We start from the raw sequence: 20468 nt of genomic DNA, 5'->3' as shown, positions 1-20468 counted from the left end.
GAATATGTGCTTTGCCTGCAGCTTTATGCTGGCCTAGGCTTAATCGCGCAAAAGTTGCGCTCCCACAGAAGCTGATCTTTACAGAAGTAGATTTTCACAGAAGCTGACCAGCGCGCTAACCTGCTAAAAACTTGTGGCTAACCTAGGCTTTATCGCGCAAGAGTTACTCTTTTATGTCAGCGCAATAATCCGTTTCAACTACCGCTGGTGTATACCAGATAAAATCTGCACTGCCACTGTCCACTTCTTGATCGGCTTCAGCCAATATAACAACGATCTGTTTAAGCGGTTCTGCATTCTGCAAGTCATGGATATGCAAGGGTACGCCCAGATCGTAACGTACGTGATAGGCACCAGCGATTAACAATGTTGGCTTGGGCGCTTCAAGTAAAACCTTCGCCATACTGCGATCGCGCTGTTGTTGCACGGCTAGCATCGCAGGTAATTGCGCCTCAGGCAGTTTATTACAATGCCCTTCACGGATTTGTTCAGTTAAATGCTCGATTACATCGGCTCGTGTCGACTCAACGCCTGTTAACTGCGGTGGGTTACGATAAATCGCCATCAAGGCGTCACGATTTAAATTGCCCGCCAGTAATGGATAAGGTTGCTGCAGGCTATGGGATACCAAGGCGGCATACTGTTGCCAATCCCAACCTGAATGCCAGTTTAATGCTTGGGGTAAATCCTCAGCCTGTTCACCGCTCTGTATCTGCCTTTGCACCTGACTGACTGTTGTTTGCTGATCAAGCGTGAGCATTTCCATCACCACAGAGCCTTGTGGACGTCGCGCCTCAAGCGCCTGTAACAACCATAGCTGTAATGCATGATGATCCGGGTTATCGTGTTTCTCGCCCAGCAATACCAATGGCGCATCTGCTAATTCATTAATCAAATGCTCCACTGTTACTTGAGCACGGCTGTGCAGGTCCACAATTTTTCCAACCCGTGGATGACTGCGTTCACGCGGGCTCTGCCATTCAGGTAAGGTACGCTCAGTGCTTACGCGCATGGAATCTTCGAACTCTAAAGGTGCAACCTGGCAGGCCCCTAGCAATCCACCTAGCGTTAACAATAACCAGCGCATACCCACTCCAAAGAACGTCGTAAAATTGTGAAAATAATAGAATGCCTTACAACGACAAGCTAGGTTACATAAATCACCCAATTTAAGGCAAAAAAAAGAGCGCTCATCCAGCGCTCTTTTTTGTATCGAGGGGAGATTAACCGTATATGTCAAACACGCCCAAGATGTCTCCTAACCATAGGTGGACTAACATGCTGGCAACATAGCCTAAGAAAATCACCGGCATCCAGCGCAAGTGGCTCATAAAAGTGTAATGACCACGGGCTGCGCCCATTAGTGCCACACCAGATGCTGAGCCTACAGACAATAAACTACCGCCCACACCAGCAGCTAAAGTAACCAGCAACCAATGGCCGTGACTAATCACAGGGTTCATTTCCAGTACCGCGAACATCACCGGGATGTTATCCACTACGGCAGAAATAACACCAATACCAAATGCAGCCCAAGTTGCACCAACGCCGTCAAATAACATGACTGACACTAGCTGCAAGTAGCCAAGGTAGCCTAAGCCACCTACACACATTACCACGCCATAGAAGAATAATAGGGTATCCCACTCGGCACGGGCAACGTTTTTGAAAATATCAAAAGGTACCACACTACCTAAATAACGTAGTTTTTCTTGGTCAGCTTTTTGTTCAGCAATGGTACGTTTTTTAGCTAACGAAGATGGCAAGCTCATGCGTAGGAAGTAACCGAAGAATTGTAAGTAACCCAAGCCGACCATCATGCCAAATACAGGCGGTAAGCCTAAGAATTGGTGACCGCAGACTGCAGTAACAATTGTTAGTAAGAAAAGCGCCATTACGCGCTTAGCGCCTCGTTTGGTTTCTACTTTTTCACTGATACTTGCTGGCTTACCTTTAGGAATAAAGAAGCTCATCACTAAGGCAGGAACCACAAAGTTGACTACCGCCGGCAAGAAGAGATCGAAAAACTCTAAGAACTCAACTTTACCAGCCTGCCAAACCATTAGCGTGGTGATATCACCAAAGGGACTAAACGCACCACCTGCGTTTGCTGCAACAACAATATTGATACAACACATAGCGATAAAGCGGTCTTGGCCTTCAGCCACTTTAAGTACCACTGCACACATGAGTAAGGCGGTGGTTAAGTTATCGGCTACAGGTGAAATAAAGAACGCGAGAATACCAGTGACCCAGAAAAGTGTCTGATAGCTGAAGCCTTTGCGTACCATCCATGCACGTAATGCCTCGAAAACGCGGCGCTCTTCCATAGCGCTGATATAGGTCATAGCAACTAACAAGAACAGCATCAACTCACTGAAATCGAGGAAGTTAGCGCTAAAAGCTGCTTTTGTTGCGGAGGGGTCCGTACTCACGATCCCAACCAGAACCCAGATAATACCCGCACCGATTAAAACAGGTTTTGACTTGCGCAGCTGTAGTTTTTCCTCGGCCACGACCACCAAATAAGCAATGGCAAAGACAAAAACAGCCAAATAACCAGCAAGGGTACTTGTAGCATTTAAATGCGGTACTGTTTCAAGGGATTCAGCCGCGAACGCAGGCGCTGATAAAAGCGCAGCAACAAACATAAATAAACTTCGTAGCATAAAATTCTTCTCAAGTGTGGCCTAAAGGAGCGTAGTGCAAGATAAGCGCTACGGTATGGCTACAAATAGTAACAAAATGTGAAGTGTTACGCATGGGTGTGCTAAGCAATTTTTATAAAAGCTTATTTAAAACAATTTTTACTAGTGCTTCATGCATTAACTGAGCTATTGCGGCTGCATTGCTACACACCTAGGAGTGTCATCGTTTTTTAAACGACGCTGGAAAAATAATCCGTCTATTGTTGTGGCTGGTTGAGTGGCTTATTGCACAACCACTCTTGCTACTTCATCGTCAGAAAACACGTGCATGATGATTTTGCTTGAGCAAAACACACGCATTACGGAAGCAATAAAAATAATGAGCGAGCGGATCGAGCAACTGACTAACAAACGAATGAAAAATGAAATTTGTAGACAAAAAAGCGTTAGGTTAACTTCGCAGAGCAGGGCCCAAGGTTGAAATCATGGCTTACAGCGGTGTTCATATTTGTGTATACTGCGCGGCCTGCACCCACAGCCCAGCTAGATAGAATGCACCCTCCGAAGGCAATAATGAAGGTAATTGCACATCTTCATTGAGCAGTATTTAAGTGACGTTTTGCTGAAAGATCGCATAAGCATCATGCTCCTCATTCAGTACCAACGTAAAACGAATATCGCGCAAGGCAACAGGTGAGTCTGCATCATGCACAAAATACTGCGTTCTAATGCGTCTATGCGTTCATCTTTTGGCTACTGCGCCAGCTCTCCCAGCGGGTTGTCTGGCAAGACTTTTTTCTGCCCTAATAGGCAATCCAAAGGGCGCGTATAGTGTACTAAATGCCCATCTTTACTTTGGCGCAGCAGAGTTACGCTGCCATCAAACTTCTTCGTGGTGGCCAGTAAAATACAGCGCTGATACAAGGCAACTTGAAAAGGGAAAAGATGCTGCAACATACTGACAGCCACTTGCGCCTTACCCTGAAGGTCCTGCTCTGCTGCAGCAATCAGCGCCTCTATATCTGTGCTCAACCCATTGAGCAGCTCGACACAGGCCTCTTGTAAACGCCGCACCAGAGTAAAGTTGCTTTTATCGAGTTGACCTTGCAGCAATGCAAACTGAGGTTACCCTAGGCCAAATACGCTGACAGCCGTGAGCAATGGATTTGACTGAGCTCTGGACTGGAAATCGAGCCAAAATAACGCTGCCCGCGCTGCTGAAAAAACGACCCCAAGGTCTGCCAAGCTTTCTGCATCAACAACCTATGATAGCCGTGCATCATGTAGCCCTAGATGTTTGCGGCTGAACTATACGGTGTGTCATAATCGCTGCCTTGCTCAGGCTGAAAAAGCAAGCAACTGCTACACTAAAAAGCATAACACTCACCAACAGTGTCACTATGATAAAGCCAAGCGATCCATATCTTTTCGAGACGTAGCACAGCACCTTAACCCTTATCACCAAGCTCACACAGTGACAAATATCGGTACCTGAGGTGAAAGAGCAACGCCTGCTCTTGTTCGCTAACACGCTTTGTCATCATTCTGTCACTTTCGCACGTTGTAATACTCATGACATATTTCATAGTGAAGGACAGGACTAATTCATGACCGGTAAAACAGTACTCATCGTGGATGATGAAGCTGCAATTCGCGAGATGATTGCAGTGGCTTTACAGATGGCGGGCTACCGCTGTTTAGAAGCTGACAATGCACAGAATGCGCACGCGATTGTCGTTGATCATCAGCCGGATATTATTTTACTCGACTGGATGATGCCGAACGTCAGTGGCATCGAGTTGGCGCGTCGTTTAAAAAGGGAAACAGCGTATGCCGATATCCCCATTATTATGCTCACCGCGCGCAGCGAAGAAGACAATAAAATCCAAGGTCTGGAAGCCGGCGCTGACGATTACATCACCAAGCCCTTTTCGCCGCGCGAGCTGATCGCCCGCTTAAAGGCTGTGTTACGTCGTACGGCCACAGCCGGTATTGATGAGTCGATAGAGATTGAGGGCTTGCGTTTAGACCCCAGCAGTCACCGGGTCAGTTCTGGCGACACCGAGTTAGAGTTTGGCCCTACAGAGTTTCGCTTGTTACAGTTTTTCATGACTCACCCTGAGCGCGCCTACACTCGCAGTCAACTGCTGGATTATGTGTGGGGCGGTAATGTTTATGTTGAAGAACGTACCGTCGATGTGCACATTCGCCGCCTACGTCTGGCGCTAGGCACAAAACACGAGCATTTGGTGCAAACTGTGCGCGGCACTGGCTATCGTTTTTCCACCAAGGTGTAATCAAATAATGATCAGCGGTCATTTATGAAGCGCTTATTGCAAAAAGAACTTCTGCGTCTGCTGGGCTGGGTGCTGTTTGCCGCTGGGCTCGGCTATCTGTGGGATCATCCAGCATTGGGGGCTGCGATTGCGCTGCTGATACTGCTGGGCCAGCACATTTGGCAATTACAACGCTTAACCCGCTGGTTACAAGCTCCGCATGAGGCACCACCTGAAGCACAGCGGCTCTGGGGTGAGGTTTTTGACGGCATCTACCATTACCAGCGCCGTCAAAAAGCCGATCAACAACAGCTCACTCAACTGCTCAAGCGCATCCAAGACTCCAGTCAAGCATTACGCGATGGTGTGGTGATGATTGATCACAAAGGTGATTTGGAGTGGTGGAATGAGGCTGCAAAACAGTTACTGGGGTTATCTGCCGCCAGCGATCGCGGTCAGCCGATCACCTATCTGCTGCGCCAACCGCAGTTTGTTGACTACTATGAAAGTCAAAACTACCTTGAGCCTTTAATACTGCCCTCGCATATCCATGAAGAACGCTTGCTTGAGTATCAAATTACTGTATTCGGGCAAAACGAACGTCTGTTACTCATCCGCGATTGCACTAAAATGCGCCGCCTTGAGCGCATGCGCCAAGATTTCATTGCCAATGTCTCACACGAACTACGCACACCTTTAACTGTGCTATCCGGTTATTTAGAAACCTTCAGTGACTATGCCGATGAACTGCCTGCGCAATGGCAACGTGGTTTGGCGCTCATGACGCAACAGTCTGCACGTATGGAACACTTGGTCTGCGATCTGCTGACCCTATCGCGATTAGAAACCAGTGATTTCAAGGCTGAAGCCGAGCCAATTAACGTTGCCGAGCTTTTGCACGCGATCCGGCTCGATGCACTGGCATTATCAGGGCATCAACACCAAGTGCTGCTGGATGTGGATCAGCAATTATATGTGCGCGGTTCTGCCAGTGAGTTGCGCAGCGCTTTCTCTAATTTGGTGTTCAACGCGGTTAAATACACTCCGCACGGCAGCACTATTGAACTGCGTTGGTATTACAACCCAGACGGAGCCTTTCTTGAGGTCAAAGATAACGGCCCAGGTATTGATAGCAAACACTTAGCCTTTCTCACGCAGCGTTTTTATCGTGTCGACAGCAGTCGCTCCAGCCAAACCGGTGGCACAGGTTTGGGATTGGCGATTGTTAAGCATGTGTTATTGCGCCACCAAGGGCGTTTACAGATTAGCAGTAGCGCGGCGCACGGCAGTTGTTTTACCTGTTGCTTCCCACTTAGCCAAACGTTATTAGCCCATGCGTCATAAGCGGCGCTTGGCAGTCACCGCCTGTAACGCATGTAAAACACTTAAGGCTAACCCTTAATTATTAGGCTGCAGCGAGCGTCCACGTTGAGCAATGGCAGCTTCAATCTGCTCGATTTCGCTGTAACGCACATCTTGCCCTTCCACGAGATAAATCACATATTCGGCAATGTTGCTGGCGTGATCACCGACGCGTTCTAATGAACGCAGCACCCACATAATGCTCATCACTTGTGAAATGGAGCGTGGGTCTTCCATCATAAAAGTGATTAAAGCGCGTGTGGCTGAACGGTATTCTAAATCGACATTTTCATCTTCGCGCAATACGGCCAGCGCCTGTTTGCTGTCAAAGCGCGCAAACGCATTTAAAGCATCTTGCACCATTTGTCTTACATGATTGCCCAAATGACGCACTTCAATATAGCCACAGGGTGAAGCGCCTTCTTCGGCCAATTTCAAGGTCGCACGTGCCACTTTACTGGCTTCATCACCAATGCGCTCCAGATCAGCGGTGGCACGAATCACCGCCAGCACCAAGCGCAGATCTGAAGCGGCGGGCTGACGACGGGCAAGAATCTGTGTGCAGTACTCATCGATATTCAACTGCAACTGATTGACTTGATGGTCTTTGGCGCGCACTTCGCTGGCTAATTGACTGTCACCATCGAGTAATGATTGCACCGCATCTTTAACTTGCTGCTCAACCATGCCGCCCATTTCTAGCAGCTGACTGCGGATCTCTTCCAGTTCTTGATTAAATTTCTGGGAAATATGCGTGCTATGGCTGTCTTGATTCATTTTCATATCACCTGCTCACCTGTGGATAAATAATTATATGCAATGTTTTTAGAGTCTCATTCTGTCACGCTGCCATTCTCGGTCGCGGGCATGGCCCGCTCCTACAAGATCCATGCCCAGCGCTCAAGGCCCTCATCTACAACAAGGCTATGGGAATGCATGTTTAGCGAATCTCTAGCCATAACGACCGGTAATGTAATCTTCGGTTTGCTTGTTGGCGGGGTTGGTAAACACGGTATCAGTGTTATCAAATTCCAGCAGTTGGCCCAAATACATAAACGCGGTGTAGTCAGAGACGCGCGCTGCTTGCTGCATATTGTGAGTGACGATCACAATGGTGAAGCGGTCTTTTAAATCGTTGAGCAATTCTTCAATTTTCAAGGTAGAGATCGGGTCCAATGCCGAAGCAGGCTCGTCCAGCAGTAACACTTCTGGCTTGACGGCAATGGTGCGAGCAATCACCAGACGCTGTTGCTGACCACCGGACATACCTAAAGCAGACTCATGCAGACGGTCTTTGGTTTCATCCCAAATGGCTGCCGAACGCAGCGCCCATTCCACGGTTTCATCCAGTAAACGCTTATTTTTAATGCCTTGGATACGCAAACCATAAGCGACGTTTTCATAAATGGTTTTCGGGAACGGATTAGGCTTTTGAAACACCATGCCAACGCGGCGACGCAAATCAGCCACGTCGACACCTTTAGCATAAATATCATGGCCATCAATGGTCACTTGGCCTTCAATGCGCACACCATCGACCAAATCATTCATACGATTAAACGAGCGCAATAAGGTCGATTTACCGCAGCCCGACGGGCCAATAAAAGCGGTGATGCGTTTTTTCGGGATTTGCATGGTGATGCCGTTCAAGGCTTTGCTGTCACCGTAGTACAGATGCATATTGTTGACATCAATACAGGGCGTTTCATCGGCCAAGCTCAGTTGCTGTACGGAACGGCCCAGTGCGGTGAATTTCATGGCATGGGATGCGGCTGTGGTTGAGTTCATCATGACTGCCTTTTGAGAAAATAAAAAATCAATTACATATCCAGCGCACGGAATTTCTCGCGCAGACGATTACGAATACCGATGGCGGTAAGATTGAGCACGGCAATCACCACAACCAACATTAAAGCAGTGGCATACACCAAAGGGCGCGCCGCTTCGACGTTGGGGCTTTGAAAGCCGACATCATAAATATGAAAGCCCAAGTGCATAAACTTGCGCTCTAAGTGCAGAAACGGCGCATTGAAATCCAAGGGTAAGTTGGGTGCTAACTTGACCACACCCACCAGCATCAGCGGTGCAACTTCACCGGCGGCGCGCGCGACCGCAAGAATCACGCCCGTCATCATCGCAGGGCTGGCCATTGGGATCACCACACGCATTAATGTTTCAAATTTGGTTGCACCTAATGCTAACGAGCCCTCACGCACCGAGCGTGGAATCCGTGACAAACCTTCTTCGGTAGCGACAATCACCACCGGTAAGGTCAGCAATGCCAAGGTTAACGAGGCCCAAAGTAAACCTGGGGTACCAAAGGTTGGCGCCGGCAAAGCAGCGGCATAAAACAGCTGATCTAAATTGCCACCAAGAAAGTAGACAAAAAAGCCTAAGCCAAACACGCCATAGACAATGGATGGCACGCCGGCAAGGTTATTCACGGCAATGCGAATAATGCGGGTCATTAACCCTTGGCTGGCGTATTCACGCAGATACACGGCGGCAATCACGCCAAAAGGTGTGACGATCAACGACATAATCATCACCATCAGCACGGTGCCAAAAATCGCTGGGAAAATACCACCTTCGGTATTGGCTTCGCGTGGATCGTCAGAGACAAACTCCACCAGTTTCAACACGTAGTGCTGCACTTTCTGCCATAGGCTCAGCGCGTTAGGCTGATAGAGACGTACCACTTCGCTGAAGTTAACTTCTTTATGTTGGCCATCAGCGCTGACTAACAGCAAGGTGTCACGCTTGAAGGGCGTATACAGCGCCATCAACTCCGCTTCTTGCGTAGCATAGTCGGCCTGCAATAGGGCTTTTTGCGCCTGTAACTCGGCTAAGTTTTGTGCGCTGTCTTGACCTTGCAGTTGCAAACTGCGCTCTGCGATACGCAGCTTTTCCAGCTCATAGTTGAGCGCAGCAATCGTTCCACCTTCTAAACTTTGAATACGCTGATAAATGTCACCGGCACGCTCAGCGCGGCGCTGCACTTCATCCCAAAGTTGATTCTGACCGGGCTCTTGTTCAGCAATCAGCTGGCCATTTTCTTTGATACCGACAATGTAGCCATAAAAATTACCCCACTCACGGCGCTCCAAAGCCACCGCATGTTTAGGGTATTGCAGATCGCTCAGCTGATGCTCTAAAACCCAGCGAAAGTCCGAACCATACAGCTCGCGGTTACCCACTTTAATCAACTGACGATCAAGAGTCTGCATCCCTTGCGGTACCGACACGCCGGCATTGCGAATCTGTTCTGCAGTCACTTGTTCACGCTGTACTCGCTCACCCAACACTGGGATGTGCATACCTTGGTCATCGGTATATTGGTATTGTTGCAGGCTGGCAGGCCAAAAATGCACTAACCCTCGCGAAGCAATCACACCCAATAAGCCCAAGACCAGCACCACACTGATGGCAACTGCCCCCGCATTCAACCATACCCAAGGGCTACCACTGGCCACCCATTTTTTCAGCGAAACCTGCATCTTCTCTGCTCCTAAACCTGTGTCAATCTGCTCGTAAAAATGGCCTATTAAAGCGTGCTGTATTTGTTACGCAGACGTTGTCTGACCAAGTCGGCCAAGGTGTTGACCACAAAGGTAAATAAGAACAGCACTAAGGCAGCTAAGAACAAAATTCGATAATGGCTGCTGCCCAGTGCTGACTCGCCCATCTCCACGGCAATGTTGGCTGCCAGAGTACGCATCCCTTCGAAAATATTGGCGCTCATCACTGGCGTATTACCGGTGGCCATTAAGACGATCATGGTTTCACCCACCGCACGCCCCATACCGATCATCACCGCAGAAAAAATACCTGGACTGGCGGTCGGCAACACCACCCTAACTAAGGTTTGCCAAGGCGTTGCGCCAAGGGCTAAAGAGCCATGGTTGAGTGATTTCGGTACACCAAACAAGGCATCTTCAGCAATCGAATAAATGGTTGGAATCACCGCAAACCCCATGGCAAAACCGACCACCATGGCATTGCGCTGATCAAAATCAATACCTAGATCATTACTCAGCCAGCTGCGCATATCGCCATTAAAAAACCACAGTTCCAGCGGCTGACTTACGCTAAACGACAACCACCCCAGCAACATCACCAGCGGCACTAAAACCACCACATGCCAGCCTTCAGGAATCAGATCACGGATACGCTCAGGCAATTGCGCCCAAGCAAAAGCAAAGGTGACGATACCCAAAGGCATCAGCAGCAGCACGGCAAACACTCCGGGCAAGTGGGTTTCCATAAAGGGTGCAAGGAATAAGCCCGCAAAGAAACCTAAAATAACGGTCGGCAAGGCTTCCATTAATTCAATCACTGGCTTGATTTTGCGCCGCACCGCGGGTGCCATAAAATAGGCAGTGTACATTGCGCCACACACCGCCAGTGGCACCGACAGCAACATCGCATAAAACGCTGCTTTCAAGGTGCCAAACGCAAGCGGTGTGAGGCTGAACTTAGGTTCAAACTCGTTAGAGGCTGATGACGACTGCCAGGTATGTTGCGGCTCGCTATAACCTTCGTACCACACTTTGCCCCAGAGTGATTTCAGCGAGGTTTCTGGATGCGGATTGTCGATCGCATAACGGTGAAAAACCCCCTGTGCATCTTGCATTAACAACATTGAGGCGCGTGGCGCTAAGGCCGCCAGCAGCGGCGCTGCATCGAGCAGCGGCTGATCAATCGCCTTTTTCTCTGCAGTGGTATTAAACAGCCCGACCCGACCGCGATCATCCACGGCCACAAAGCCCTTGCGGCGCTGCTCAGCTTCCAGAACTTTAATCGGTGCATCGGCTAGTTTTAAGGTGCGAATTTTCGTCAGCTGTTGCTGATTGTGCTCATCGCGCACCATAAAATACTGCGTAATCTGCCCTTGTGAGTCACCGATTAATAACGATTGCTGCGCCAGCTGAAAGATCATCTGGGTCACCTGCTGCCCAGGTTTAACCAATGCCAAGGTCTGCGCCAGCTCAATATTGTGCAGATCCCTTGAATCATACACATCCAAATGCCCGCTACTACGCAAGGCAAACATGTAGTGATGGTCCGGTGCGATCAACACACGCTGATATAACGTGGTACTTGGAAACTCGATAGGCTCTAGCGTTTCCTGTACTTCACCGGTGATAAAATTACTGCGCTGACGCAGTAAGGCCATTACCACCTCACCCTTATCCACTAAACCGGCCAGCAACACCCCACCAGGCGCTGTCTGCTGGGTAATGTAGTGCAAAGGGCGTTGCTGTGCGTCAAGCGGCACAGTTTTTCCGTTAAACAGCTGTGTGACCTGCGGTTTAACACCCAAACGCTGGCCTTGCGCATCAAAATCCACTTTAAAAGTGGTTGTCAGCGCCAGGGCTTGGCCATTATTGAGGCCCAGCAATAGCGTGTCATCGCCCGGTGTTTTACCTTTAATACTGCTAATTGCAGCATCCAGCAGCGGCAGTTGCTGTTCAGAGACAGGCTGGCCGTTGTGTGCATTAATAAACAGCAGCTTGCCACTTTCGCTCAGCAGCGCAGCAATTTCATTTTGCTCTTCGGTGAACAGGGTCAGAATCTTATCGCCATGCAGCGACTCTGGCAGCGCAAAACTGCTTTCTTGTTCAATGCTGGCGCTTTTAAACAGCGGCATCACTTCATACAACAAGTAAAAGAAAATCAGCGTAATCGCAACAATCACGCTCAAACCACCCAGTGCAATTGCCCGTCGCGCAAAGCGATCTTTCAAAGCACGAAAATTACGCCGAGTGCGCATGCCTGGACTGTTGAGTTCCTGCTCTAATAGCGACGATATATCCTGCATAGCCTGACCCTTGAAGAAACTTTGCCTGCACTTTAAGACTTTTATGTGACAGTTAAATGACAAACAAAAAAAGGAGCCGAAGCTCCTTTTTTAAATCGACCAACGGCTGTTACAACTCAAGGTCTTTATACAACTTCTCAACCACAGCGGACGGCAATGGAACATAACCATCACGGTTAACCACTTCTTGCCCCTGCTTGGATAGCATCAGCTTGACAAACTCACGATCTAACGGTGCTAAGGCTTGGTTAGGGCGCTTGTTGACATACACATAAAGGTAGCGTGCTAATGGGAAGTCGCCAGATGCCGCGTTTTCAGGCGTTGCCTCAATATACGCATCACCCGCTTTGACCGCCAAAGGCACAGCGCGTACCGACGATGTACGGTAACCAATGCCAGAGTAACCGATCGCATTCAATGATGAAGATACAGACTGTACAACCGAGGCAGAGCCAGGCTGCTCATTAACGTTATTTTTAAAGTCGCCATTACATAAGGCTTTTTCTTTAAAGTAACCATAGGTACCTGATACCGAGTTACGACCGTACAACTGAACCGGACGCTCAGTCCAAGCATCCGTTAAGCCCAACTCTCCCCAGCGCGTAATATCTTTGCCAGTACCGCAACGTCGTGTTGAAGAGAAAACCGCATCCACTTGCTCGATGGTCAACCCTGTAATAGGGTTATCTTTGTGCACATACACAGCCAAAGCATCAATCGCCACCGGAACAGCTGTCGGGCGGTAGCCATGACGCTCTTCAAACGCTTGAATCTCACTGTCTTTCATCATCCGTGACATCGGCCCCATATTGGCTGTGCCTTCCGCCAAGGCTGGCGGCGCTGTTGAAGAACCAGCGGCTTGGATCTGCACATTGACGTTTGGATAATTCTTTTTAAACTCTTGCGCCCATAAGGTCATCAGGTTGGCTAAGGTATCTGAACCAATACTGGTCAGGTTGCCTGAAATACCACTGGCGCGTTGATAGTCGGGCAGCTTTGCATCCACGGCAGCCGTAGCTGAAAACGTGGAAAACGCCGTGCAAAGCGTTAACGCTGTAGCAAGTGCTTTGATTTTCGCAGTCATAGAAATCTCCGATTGATTCATCAAGCTGATCTGATACCTTTGCATCAGCACGGAAGCCTGTGCTATCCGATGACTGCATCCTAAAACGCTTAAATGACAGTTTCATGAAAATGCTGATATTGCCATTTTTATTTATCAGAGTATTTCTGTCGGGCACTCAGTAAAAATGATTTATGCCATACTACGATCTGGATTTTCATCGAGAAAACAACCATGTTGCAGTCCATAAAATGGAAAACCATTTGTGCTCTAATCTTTGTCAGCGTACTCGCTGCATGGCTGTTGTTAGGTTCGAACCCTCTGGCCAATGCCAACGCCGGTCAGTTGATTCTGCAACAGCACATTGAACAACTGGCCGATGTTAAACAGACAACCACCGAATAAAGCGCCGGTCAAAGCTTTTGTTCCCAGTCAGTATCATAAACCTGACGCCAGCACACTCAAGCAACAACTGACTCGCGAGCAGTACCATGTCACGCAAAACACACGCCAAACGATCGTGACGCTGCTTAAGCATCTCACCCTGCTTTTCCACCGCAAATTCAGGGTAATCAGTGGCATTGGTTAAATCACAAAAAACCACTTTTTAGACAGGTTGCAAACGTGCTTTATTTGAAGGTCACTTTACGCGGTCAGGCAGCTAAGTTACACGCCTAAACTGGTGCGCAGAAACTGAATTTTTTCACTGACATGGGCACGCAACTGCTTAACTTCTTGGCTGCCAGCATTAGCGCTCTGCTCCATGGCCTGCATTTGTCGGCTAAAACTCGCAACACTTTGATATTGTTGCTCGGTGAGACTTGAGCTTTGTTGCGCCGTTTGTGACGCTTGCAACGAGTGCTCACCAACCTGACGAGAGATGCCTTGTAGGCTCTTAGCCAAATCACACTGGTACTCAGTAGAGTGCGAAACCGCTTCAATGTGCTGCTTAACACGGTCAGTCACGCTATTAAGCGCGCTAAGTAGCTCTGTCGATTGACTGACGGCTTGATGCGTTTTTTTTGATAGCTGACGTACTTCATCGGCGACGACAGCAAAGGCACGGCCATGCTCACCCGCATGTGCAGACTCAATAGTCGCGTTGATCGCTAATAAATTCGTTTGGTCGGAAATATGATTGATTTGATCGAGGATACCCATCACATGCTGTACCGCTTTAACTAGATCGAGCAACGCCAATTGGCTCAAATCAATTTTATTGATCGCTTGCTCGCCAGCAATGACCACTTCACCGGCACTATTCTCACTATTGCTCATTAGGCTTGCGGTTTCCTCAGCAAAGCGTCTGACTTTAGCGGAGCTGTCGTTAACCTGTTGTGCTAACTGATTAAGCTCTTGACTGATAACTCTAGCCTGCTGCAATTGCTCTCTCGTGGTGTCAGCGTTGGTAATGATAGAATCGAAGCTGCTGAGCAACTGCTCAAGCGTGACACCGATATCTTGTAGCTGCTGGTTTTTTTCTTGCTGCTGCCGTTGCATATTGGCAATAAGCTGATTAAAAAGCGCCGCAATTTGCCCCAACTCTGTACGATCAGCGTTCATACCGACCATACTCAAATGACCCTGCTCAACCAATGCCGCTAATGCAGACTGCAGCTTGGCCAGATTATTGATGACAAAACGTTTTTGAAACTCATAGAGCATCACAGCCATCAGCAATAACCCTGCGACAAATGCAAAAAATAGATTTTTAACCAATAATTCAATCTTATCTTTACTCTGATTAACGTATTGCTGGCCTTGAATAATTTCTTGCTCAAGGTTGTTAATAAGCTGATTCACCTGATTTGAGCTATCCGCCCGAGCCTGCAATCCTTGAATGGAGCGCTGCATTTCTAAAGGGTAACGCTGATGCAGACTACTGAGTTGACGTAAAATCTCATCGCCTTGCTCTTCAGCATTAGCATTTTTTGCACGCACTGCCCAACCCGCTAAACTCGCATACTCATTTTCTTGCTCTACAGGGTATAAGCCAAGACGCGGCAAGCGCTCAACCTTCTGCAATTCTTGGTTATATTGCTCGCGAGCTTTGTCGATTTGCTGCACATAAACATCGTTACCATTGCTCCAGAATTTTTCGCGCAAACTTTTTATCTCTGACAGCAAACGTGTTAAGCGCAAGGTTGCCTGTAAATACGCCATCGCCGTCTGCGGCTGCTGTTCTATTGCCTTTAATGCATAATTTTCCAATCGTTTAAGCGCTGCAGCTGTTTCTCGTTCGTTTTGATAGAGTAACGCTTGCTCATCTCCGGCCAGTTTCCCAGCACCTAAAAACTCATTGCTGAGTCCTGAATACAGAGCATCGGCGACAGGCTTGAGCTGTTTGGCTAAGCTGGCTGGCAAACCTGGCAGAACCTGTTGATTTAAATAATCTAAATCAGCCAATGCCTGGCTATTGAAAGTCGCATCACCGGTAGTTAAATAGGTTTGGATTTTAGTCCGCACATCCACGGCGACCTGACGATGTAACTCTGAGTAATTCAAGGTGCTGACAAAAGACTGATTAAGCTTATCTAGCCCCCAGTACAAAATCACCGCTAGAGAGAGAGCTAGCAAAGTCAGCATCACAGTAGCTATGCGACTGATGGTAATAATACGCATGACAAACCCCTAATAAGTTGCTCAACACCAGCTGCTAACAGTTTGCTTGGTTAACAAGCAATGCAAGTGCTCGTACTTAACCATTGCTGCCCACTTTGAGCTGTGGATGCTCAAATCCGGTCGGAAGATGGACAATCGCACCGGATAGCTCAGCAACTAAACTATTACCAATGGTATTTTTCGCTTCAGCTTTAATCCGGCTCAGCCGGCTGGACACTGTTGCCGCTGAATCTAAGTGTGTCGATGTTGAGTCAATGGCAGCGACAGAGATGCTCATTAGATTAAAAAAACGTTTTTCACCAAAACGGTCTTCAGCCCAAATGCCATTATTTTTTAAATGCTGGGAATTATAAAAAGAACAACACTGACGCCTGAACTCATCCAGCGCTGCTTGGACATAGGACTGCCAGTTGCTGCTACGAAAAACCACAACATAATCATCACCACCGACATGACCGACAAAATCAAGTTCAGGCTGGCAATGCTTTTGCAGTAACTGTGCGACCCCCAGCAGAACCACGTCACCCTTGGCGTAGCCATATTGGTCGTTATAGGGTTTGAAGTTATCGAGATCAAAGTAGCAGGCGACAAAGGGTTTTTTACTCGCGATCAGCTGATCAATATGTTCTTGAATCAACAGATTGCCTGGTAAGCCAGTCAGTGGATTGGCGTTTTTAGCATTTTTGACCTGTATCGCGGTCATCATTTTTAATAAGTCGATAACCTGACCTACACCAAAGTACTGACCTTGCTCGGTAATAATAAAGTCGTCCTGCAGTTGCTGACGATTTCTTTGCACGACTAATTGGCTAACCACTTCAAGTCGAGTATGCCGCTCCACACTGATAAACTTATCATCCAAAACCTGACGAACTGCTTTTTTAACGTACAAATCACGCCCAAAAGGTTTACTCAGTGTTTGTAGCAACTGTGAGCGTCTAATCACCCCAATGACCACGCCATCTGCCACAACAGGTAAAGAGTGCCAGTGTTCGTTACTCTCAAATATTGACACCACTTCTTCGATACACAGGTCAGGAGCAATCGCGCTAACGTCCAATTTCAATTGGCCAATCTGTTCCAGCTCCTGGTAGATTTCACGACTTTGCTTGACCTGCTGCCATATTTTTTGTGCACTTTTGCTAATCTGTTGTGCAGGTATGGGGCTGGGTTTGGCAAAGTAATAGCCTTGCAAATAATCCACACCAAGTTCGCTTAAGGTTTCAAACTCTTGTAAGGTTTCAATGCCTTCAGCAATCACTTGGCTGTTGACCGAGCGCGCGATATCAATGATCGAACGCACAAAGTCGCGTTTCACTCTGTCTTTTTCAATGCCATTAATAAAATGTCGATCTATTTTTACAAAATCCGGTTGGACTTCAGACCAGAGACGTAAGCTTGAATAGCCGCTACCTAAATCATCCAGCGCAATAGAAAACCCTTCCGCCTGATAATGTTTAACCGCACGACGCATCAGCTCGTAATCATGGGTTGGCGAATGCTCAGTTATTTCAATTACCACTTGCTCTGGACTGATACCAAAAGTGTTAATCAGCTCAAGGGTAAAACCTCGATGGTGATCGGGCTGTAGAAGCGTATCTGGCGATACATTAAGGAACAACTTGCCAGGTAACTGCTGCTGCGTAAATGTCGCAACGGCTTGCGTTCGACAGACACTTTCTAAAGCAAACAGCTTTTGCTGTTGCTTCGCTTGCTCAAACAAATTAATCGGACTAAAAAAGATGCTGCCTGAAGGTCCACGACTTAATGCTTCATAGGCGTAAATAGACTGCCCATCAGCACTAATAATCGGTTGAAAATATGTGTTAATCATTTTCTCATTAATAATGATTAACAATTCATTTTCTTTTTGCATCGAGTATGAACCCCTGTAACTTTAGAGAAGTGGGCGATTAGCGGTGCTGTATATCTGACTGTATAAGTGTGCAAAGGCATCCGAGAGAGTTCTCCCTATTTCTTAGCGACTGCAGATATGCGCCAATGGCTCAATGGCTAATTGATGTGATTATTACAGCAGTTCATCATGACAAAACGGTGACAGGGCACGCTAGCAACCGTGCACTTACAGTCTTTCGAGAACTTTTTAGCGCCCAATAAAAAAGAGCCATACCCTTCTATCTTGAGGTGTATGGCTCTTTTTGTGAGGCTAAGTTAGCTGTTACGCATTGAGCTTAGCGGCAATTTTAGCCACATGTGCACCCTGATGACGGGCGATCGCTAACTCACGTGGATCAGGCTGACGCAAGCCATCGCCACCAGCAATCGTCGAGGCACCATAGGGCGTGCCGCCACTCACCTGAGATATATCAAACAGCTCGGGCGTGGTGTAACCGGTTGGCACAATGATCATGCCGTGATGTGCTAGCGTGGTCCAAGTTGAGGTAATGGTCATTTCTTGGCCACCACCGGTACCTGTTGAAGTAAAAACACTGGCGACTTTACCGGCCAACGCAGCTTTTGCCCACAGGCCACCGGTCTGGTCGAAGAAGTTGCGCATCTGCCCGCTCATGCTGCCGAAGCGCGTAGGTGTACCAACGATAATGGCATCGTAATTCGCCAGCTCTGCTGGTGTCGCCACTTCTGCCGCTTGATTCACCTTACCGCCAGCATTTTTAAAGATTTCCGCATCCATGGTTTCTGGTACACGTTTTACCGTCACCTCGACACCGGCGACGCTGCGCGCCTTCAGCGACCGCATTGGCCATGGTTTCGATATGGCCGTACATTGAGTGATAAAGAACCAATACTTTAGTCATTTTTTGTTTCCTCTTTTAAGATTTAACGTTGTTGATTTGTTTGCCAATCGAGACAAGCCGCTTGCCAAACGTCCCTTGATAGCGAGGCTTCTGTTAAACGTTCAATGTTAAGGTCAGCGCAACTCACTACACCTTCATACTGAGCATGGATAGCCTATTTTAGGCGACATCCACCAGCACGATTTCGCTGTCCTGCTGAGCACTGACTTTGAGTAAAGATTCATCACTGATCGCCACACCATCACCGGCTGCAGCGACAACACTGTTGATCTCGATCTCACCACTGGCTGGCACTAGATACACTTTGCGCCCTGGGGCAATGTGATATTCGGTGCTTTGCCCAGCCTTCAAGGTTGCCGCGACTAAGCGAGCATTGGCACGAATCGGTAGCGCATCAGTATCTCCCGGTAAACCACTGGCCAGAGTAATAAAAGAGCCACTGCGCTGCTCCTTTGGAAAAGGCTTAGTCCCCCAACTCGGCGGCAAGCCCTTTTCGTCAGGCATGATCCATATTTGGAAAAGCTGAGTTGCTTCATTTTCTTCATTCATCTCACTGTGAATAATACCGCTGCCAGCGCTCATAACCTGCACATCGCCAGCCTCAGTGCGACCACGGTTACCCAAACTGTCTTGGTGAGTAATGGCACCGCTGCGTACATAAGTGATGACTTCCATGTCACGGTGTGGATGCGCTGGAAAGCCTGTATGTGGGGCGATAATGTCATCATTCCAGACACGCAGATGGCCCCAGCGCATGCGTTTAGGATCGTAATAATTCGCGAAAGAAAAATGATGGCGGGTCTCTAACCAGCCATGCTATGCCGCCTGCGGTGTTTAAAGCCTTTGCACGCAGTGTCAGCCGCGACTGGCACACAGCCCGTGCCGGTTTTGCGCAGCTGTGCGTGCAGGGCGAGCGCGGCGAGCATACCGATGCGGTGCTTGCACGACTCCAAGCCCCGGAGGCCGCAGCGCCCATGTCCAGCCTGAGCTGGCTCGAACAGCTCGACAACCGAGACGCGATTACACACATGCGCTGCCGGCAACTGCACCTGCTGGCCGACAGCATGCACAGCTTTATTGAATCGGCGACGGGAGCCGACCATGACTGATTGCCACGACAGTCCTGTCGCCCGCAACTTCTCCGCTGCTGCCACCCGCTATGACAGCGAGGCGGTGTTGCAGCGCGAGGTCGGCCAGCGCTTACTGCAACGCCTGCCAGACGGCTTGGACGCCAGCCGTTGGTTGGATTTGGGCTGTGGCACGGGCTATTTTTGCCGCCAACTTGGCCTGCAATATCCACAGGCCACAGGCATCGGGCTAGACATTGCGCGCGGTATGCTGCACCAAGCACAGGCACTGCGGCCACAGGCCCGTTACCTGTGCGGCGATGCCAATGCAATTCCCCTACAAAGCGGCAGCCAGTCGCTGATTTTCAGCAGCCTGGCCCTGCAATGGTGCAGCGATTTTGCCGGCGTGCTCAACGAAATCCACCGTGTGCTGGCCCCCGGTGGCGTATTCGCGTTCAGCAGCCTGGCAGACGGCACCCTGCACGAACTGAGCCAGAGCTGGCAGAGTGCCGGCGCCAGCCGCCGCGTCAACCGATTCCGCACCCATGACGACTACCAACACCTGTGCGCAAACAGCGGCCTGCACAGGCTGTCCCTGGAATGCCGGCCCTGCGTGCAGCACTACCCGGATGTACGCACCCTCACCCGCCACCTGCAGCATATCGGTGCCCAGCACCTGCAACAGGGCCAGCGCCCCGGCCTGCTAGGGCGCCACAGTTATCAGCGTCTGCTGAACAGCTACGAGCTCCTGCGCCAGCCCGCCGGCCTGCCCGCCACCTGGCAGGTGGTGTATGGCGTGTTGCGCAAACCTGCCTGACCCCACCGTCATCAA

Annotated in this window: 17 protein-coding genes and 1 pseudogene; 6 read left to right on the top strand and 12 right to left on the bottom strand. The window is 49.0% G+C overall.

Annotation, left to right across the window (positions count from 1 at the left end):
• Positions 1-163: 163 nt before the first annotated feature.
• From QEZ41_RS08605 to QEZ41_RS08595, 3 genes are all read right to left on the bottom strand, one after another.
• Positions 164-1087 carry a ChaN family lipoprotein gene (locus QEZ41_RS08605; RefSeq protein ID WP_289411026.1) on the bottom strand — a complete coding sequence of 308 codons (924 nt, stop codon included), beginning with the start codon at positions 1085-1087 and terminating at the stop codon, positions 164-166.
• 136 nt (positions 1088-1223) lie between these two features.
• Positions 1224-2669: a sodium:proton antiporter NhaD gene (gene nhaD / locus QEZ41_RS08600; RefSeq protein ID WP_289411024.1), complete on the bottom strand. Its 1446-nt coding sequence runs from the start codon at positions 2667-2669 to the stop codon at positions 1224-1226.
• 732 nt (positions 2670-3401) lie between these two features.
• On the bottom strand, positions 3402-3761 hold the full coding sequence (locus QEZ41_RS08595) for a hypothetical protein (RefSeq protein ID WP_289411023.1): 360 nt from the start codon (positions 3759-3761) through the stop codon (positions 3402-3404).
• Positions 3762-4255: 494 nt separating this feature from the next.
• On the opposite strand from QEZ41_RS08595, the gene phoB reads away from it, so the two are divergent.
• Both phoB and phoR read left to right on the top strand, forming a co-directional pair.
• Positions 4256-4945 carry a phosphate regulon transcriptional regulator PhoB gene (gene phoB, locus QEZ41_RS08590; RefSeq protein WP_289411021.1) on the top strand — a complete coding sequence of 230 codons (690 nt, stop codon included), beginning with the start codon at positions 4256-4258 and terminating at the stop codon, positions 4943-4945.
• 24 nt (positions 4946-4969) lie between these two features.
• A complete protein-coding gene (gene phoR, locus QEZ41_RS08585) occupies positions 4970-6268 on the top strand; it encodes a phosphate regulon sensor histidine kinase PhoR (protein ID WP_289411020.1) in 1299 nt (432 codons plus the stop codon).
• A gap of 54 nt (positions 6269-6322) precedes the next feature.
• Here the strand turns inward: phoR and phoU are convergent, their stop codons facing one another.
• The 5 genes from phoU to QEZ41_RS08560 all read right to left on the bottom strand — a co-directional run bounded on the left by phoU (position 6323) and on the right by QEZ41_RS08560 (position 13191).
• A complete protein-coding gene (phoU, locus tag QEZ41_RS08580) occupies positions 6323-7069 on the bottom strand; it encodes a phosphate signaling complex protein PhoU (RefSeq protein WP_289411019.1) in 747 nt (248 codons plus the stop codon).
• Positions 7070-7237: 168 nt separating this feature from the next.
• The gene (pstB, locus tag QEZ41_RS08575; RefSeq protein ID WP_289411017.1) at positions 7238-8077 is read right to left on the bottom strand and encodes a phosphate ABC transporter ATP-binding protein PstB; all 840 of its coding nucleotides are present in this window, start codon (positions 8075-8077) and stop codon (positions 7238-7240) included.
• A 29-nt stretch (positions 8078-8106) separates the two neighbouring features.
• On the bottom strand, positions 8107-9783 hold the full coding sequence (gene pstA, locus QEZ41_RS08570; protein ID WP_289411016.1) for a phosphate ABC transporter permease PstA: 1677 nt from the start codon (positions 9781-9783) through the stop codon (positions 8107-8109).
• 47 nt (positions 9784-9830) lie between these two features.
• Complete coding sequence (locus QEZ41_RS08565; protein ID WP_289411014.1) at positions 9831-12107, bottom strand: ABC transporter permease subunit; 2277 nt, start codon at positions 12105-12107, stop codon at positions 9831-9833.
• A 109-nt stretch (positions 12108-12216) separates the two neighbouring features.
• Entirely contained in the window at positions 12217-13191 is a 975-nt protein-coding gene (locus tag QEZ41_RS08560; RefSeq protein WP_289411013.1) for a PstS family phosphate ABC transporter substrate-binding protein, read from the bottom strand.
• A 213-nt stretch (positions 13192-13404) separates the two neighbouring features.
• Here QEZ41_RS08560 and QEZ41_RS08555 point away from each other — a divergent pair, with 213 nt between their 5' ends.
• Together QEZ41_RS08555 and QEZ41_RS08550 are read left to right on the top strand one after the other, a co-directional pair.
• Positions 13405-13575: a hypothetical protein gene (locus QEZ41_RS08555; RefSeq protein WP_289411011.1), complete on the top strand. Its 171-nt coding sequence runs from the start codon at positions 13405-13407 to the stop codon at positions 13573-13575.
• Positions 13550-13759, top strand: coding sequence for a hypothetical protein (locus QEZ41_RS08550; protein WP_289411010.1), 210 nt, complete (start codon positions 13550-13552; stop codon positions 13757-13759). Before QEZ41_RS08555 ends, QEZ41_RS08550 begins: the two co-directional genes overlap by 26 nt.
• Before the next feature lie 77 nt (positions 13760-13836).
• On the opposite strand, the gene QEZ41_RS08545 is transcribed toward QEZ41_RS08550, so the two are convergent.
• The 4 genes and pseudogenes from QEZ41_RS08545 to QEZ41_RS08530 form a co-directional block, all read right to left on the bottom strand.
• A complete protein-coding gene (locus QEZ41_RS08545) occupies positions 13837-15792 on the bottom strand; it encodes a methyl-accepting chemotaxis protein (protein WP_289411009.1) in 1956 nt (651 codons plus the stop codon).
• 76 nt (positions 15793-15868) lie between these two features.
• Positions 15869-17668: a GGDEF domain-containing protein gene (locus tag QEZ41_RS08540; RefSeq protein WP_289411008.1), complete on the bottom strand. Its 1800-nt coding sequence runs from the start codon at positions 17666-17668 to the stop codon at positions 15869-15871.
• A gap of 303 nt (positions 17669-17971) precedes the next feature.
• Positions 17972-18569, bottom strand: a pseudogene (wrbA, locus tag QEZ41_RS08535) (NAD(P)H:quinone oxidoreductase).
• Between the two features lie 159 nt (positions 18570-18728).
• On the bottom strand, positions 18729-19325 hold the full coding sequence (locus QEZ41_RS08530) for a pirin family protein (RefSeq protein ID WP_434556806.1): 597 nt from the start codon (positions 19323-19325) through the stop codon (positions 18729-18731).
• A gap of 74 nt (positions 19326-19399) precedes the next feature.
• Between QEZ41_RS08530 and QEZ41_RS08525 the strand changes: the two genes are divergently transcribed.
• Together QEZ41_RS08525 and bioC are read left to right on the top strand one after the other, a co-directional pair.
• Positions 19400-19678 carry a hypothetical protein gene (locus QEZ41_RS08525; RefSeq protein WP_289411007.1) on the top strand — a complete coding sequence of 93 codons (279 nt, stop codon included), beginning with the start codon at positions 19400-19402 and terminating at the stop codon, positions 19676-19678.
• Positions 19671-20453, top strand: coding sequence for a malonyl-ACP O-methyltransferase BioC (bioC, locus tag QEZ41_RS08520; RefSeq protein ID WP_289411005.1), 783 nt, complete (start codon positions 19671-19673; stop codon positions 20451-20453). The genes QEZ41_RS08525 and bioC overlap by 8 nt, the downstream gene beginning before the upstream one ends.
• Positions 20454-20468 lie beyond the last annotated feature (15 nt).

It is taken from the genome of Thiopseudomonas acetoxidans, assembly GCF_030362935.1.
In the GTDB taxonomy this organism is placed as follows: Bacteria; Pseudomonadota; Gammaproteobacteria; order Pseudomonadales; family Pseudomonadaceae; genus Thiopseudomonas; species Thiopseudomonas acetoxidans.
Note: the sequence above shows the minus strand (reverse complement) of the source record. Positions and strands in the feature narration are given on the sequence as shown.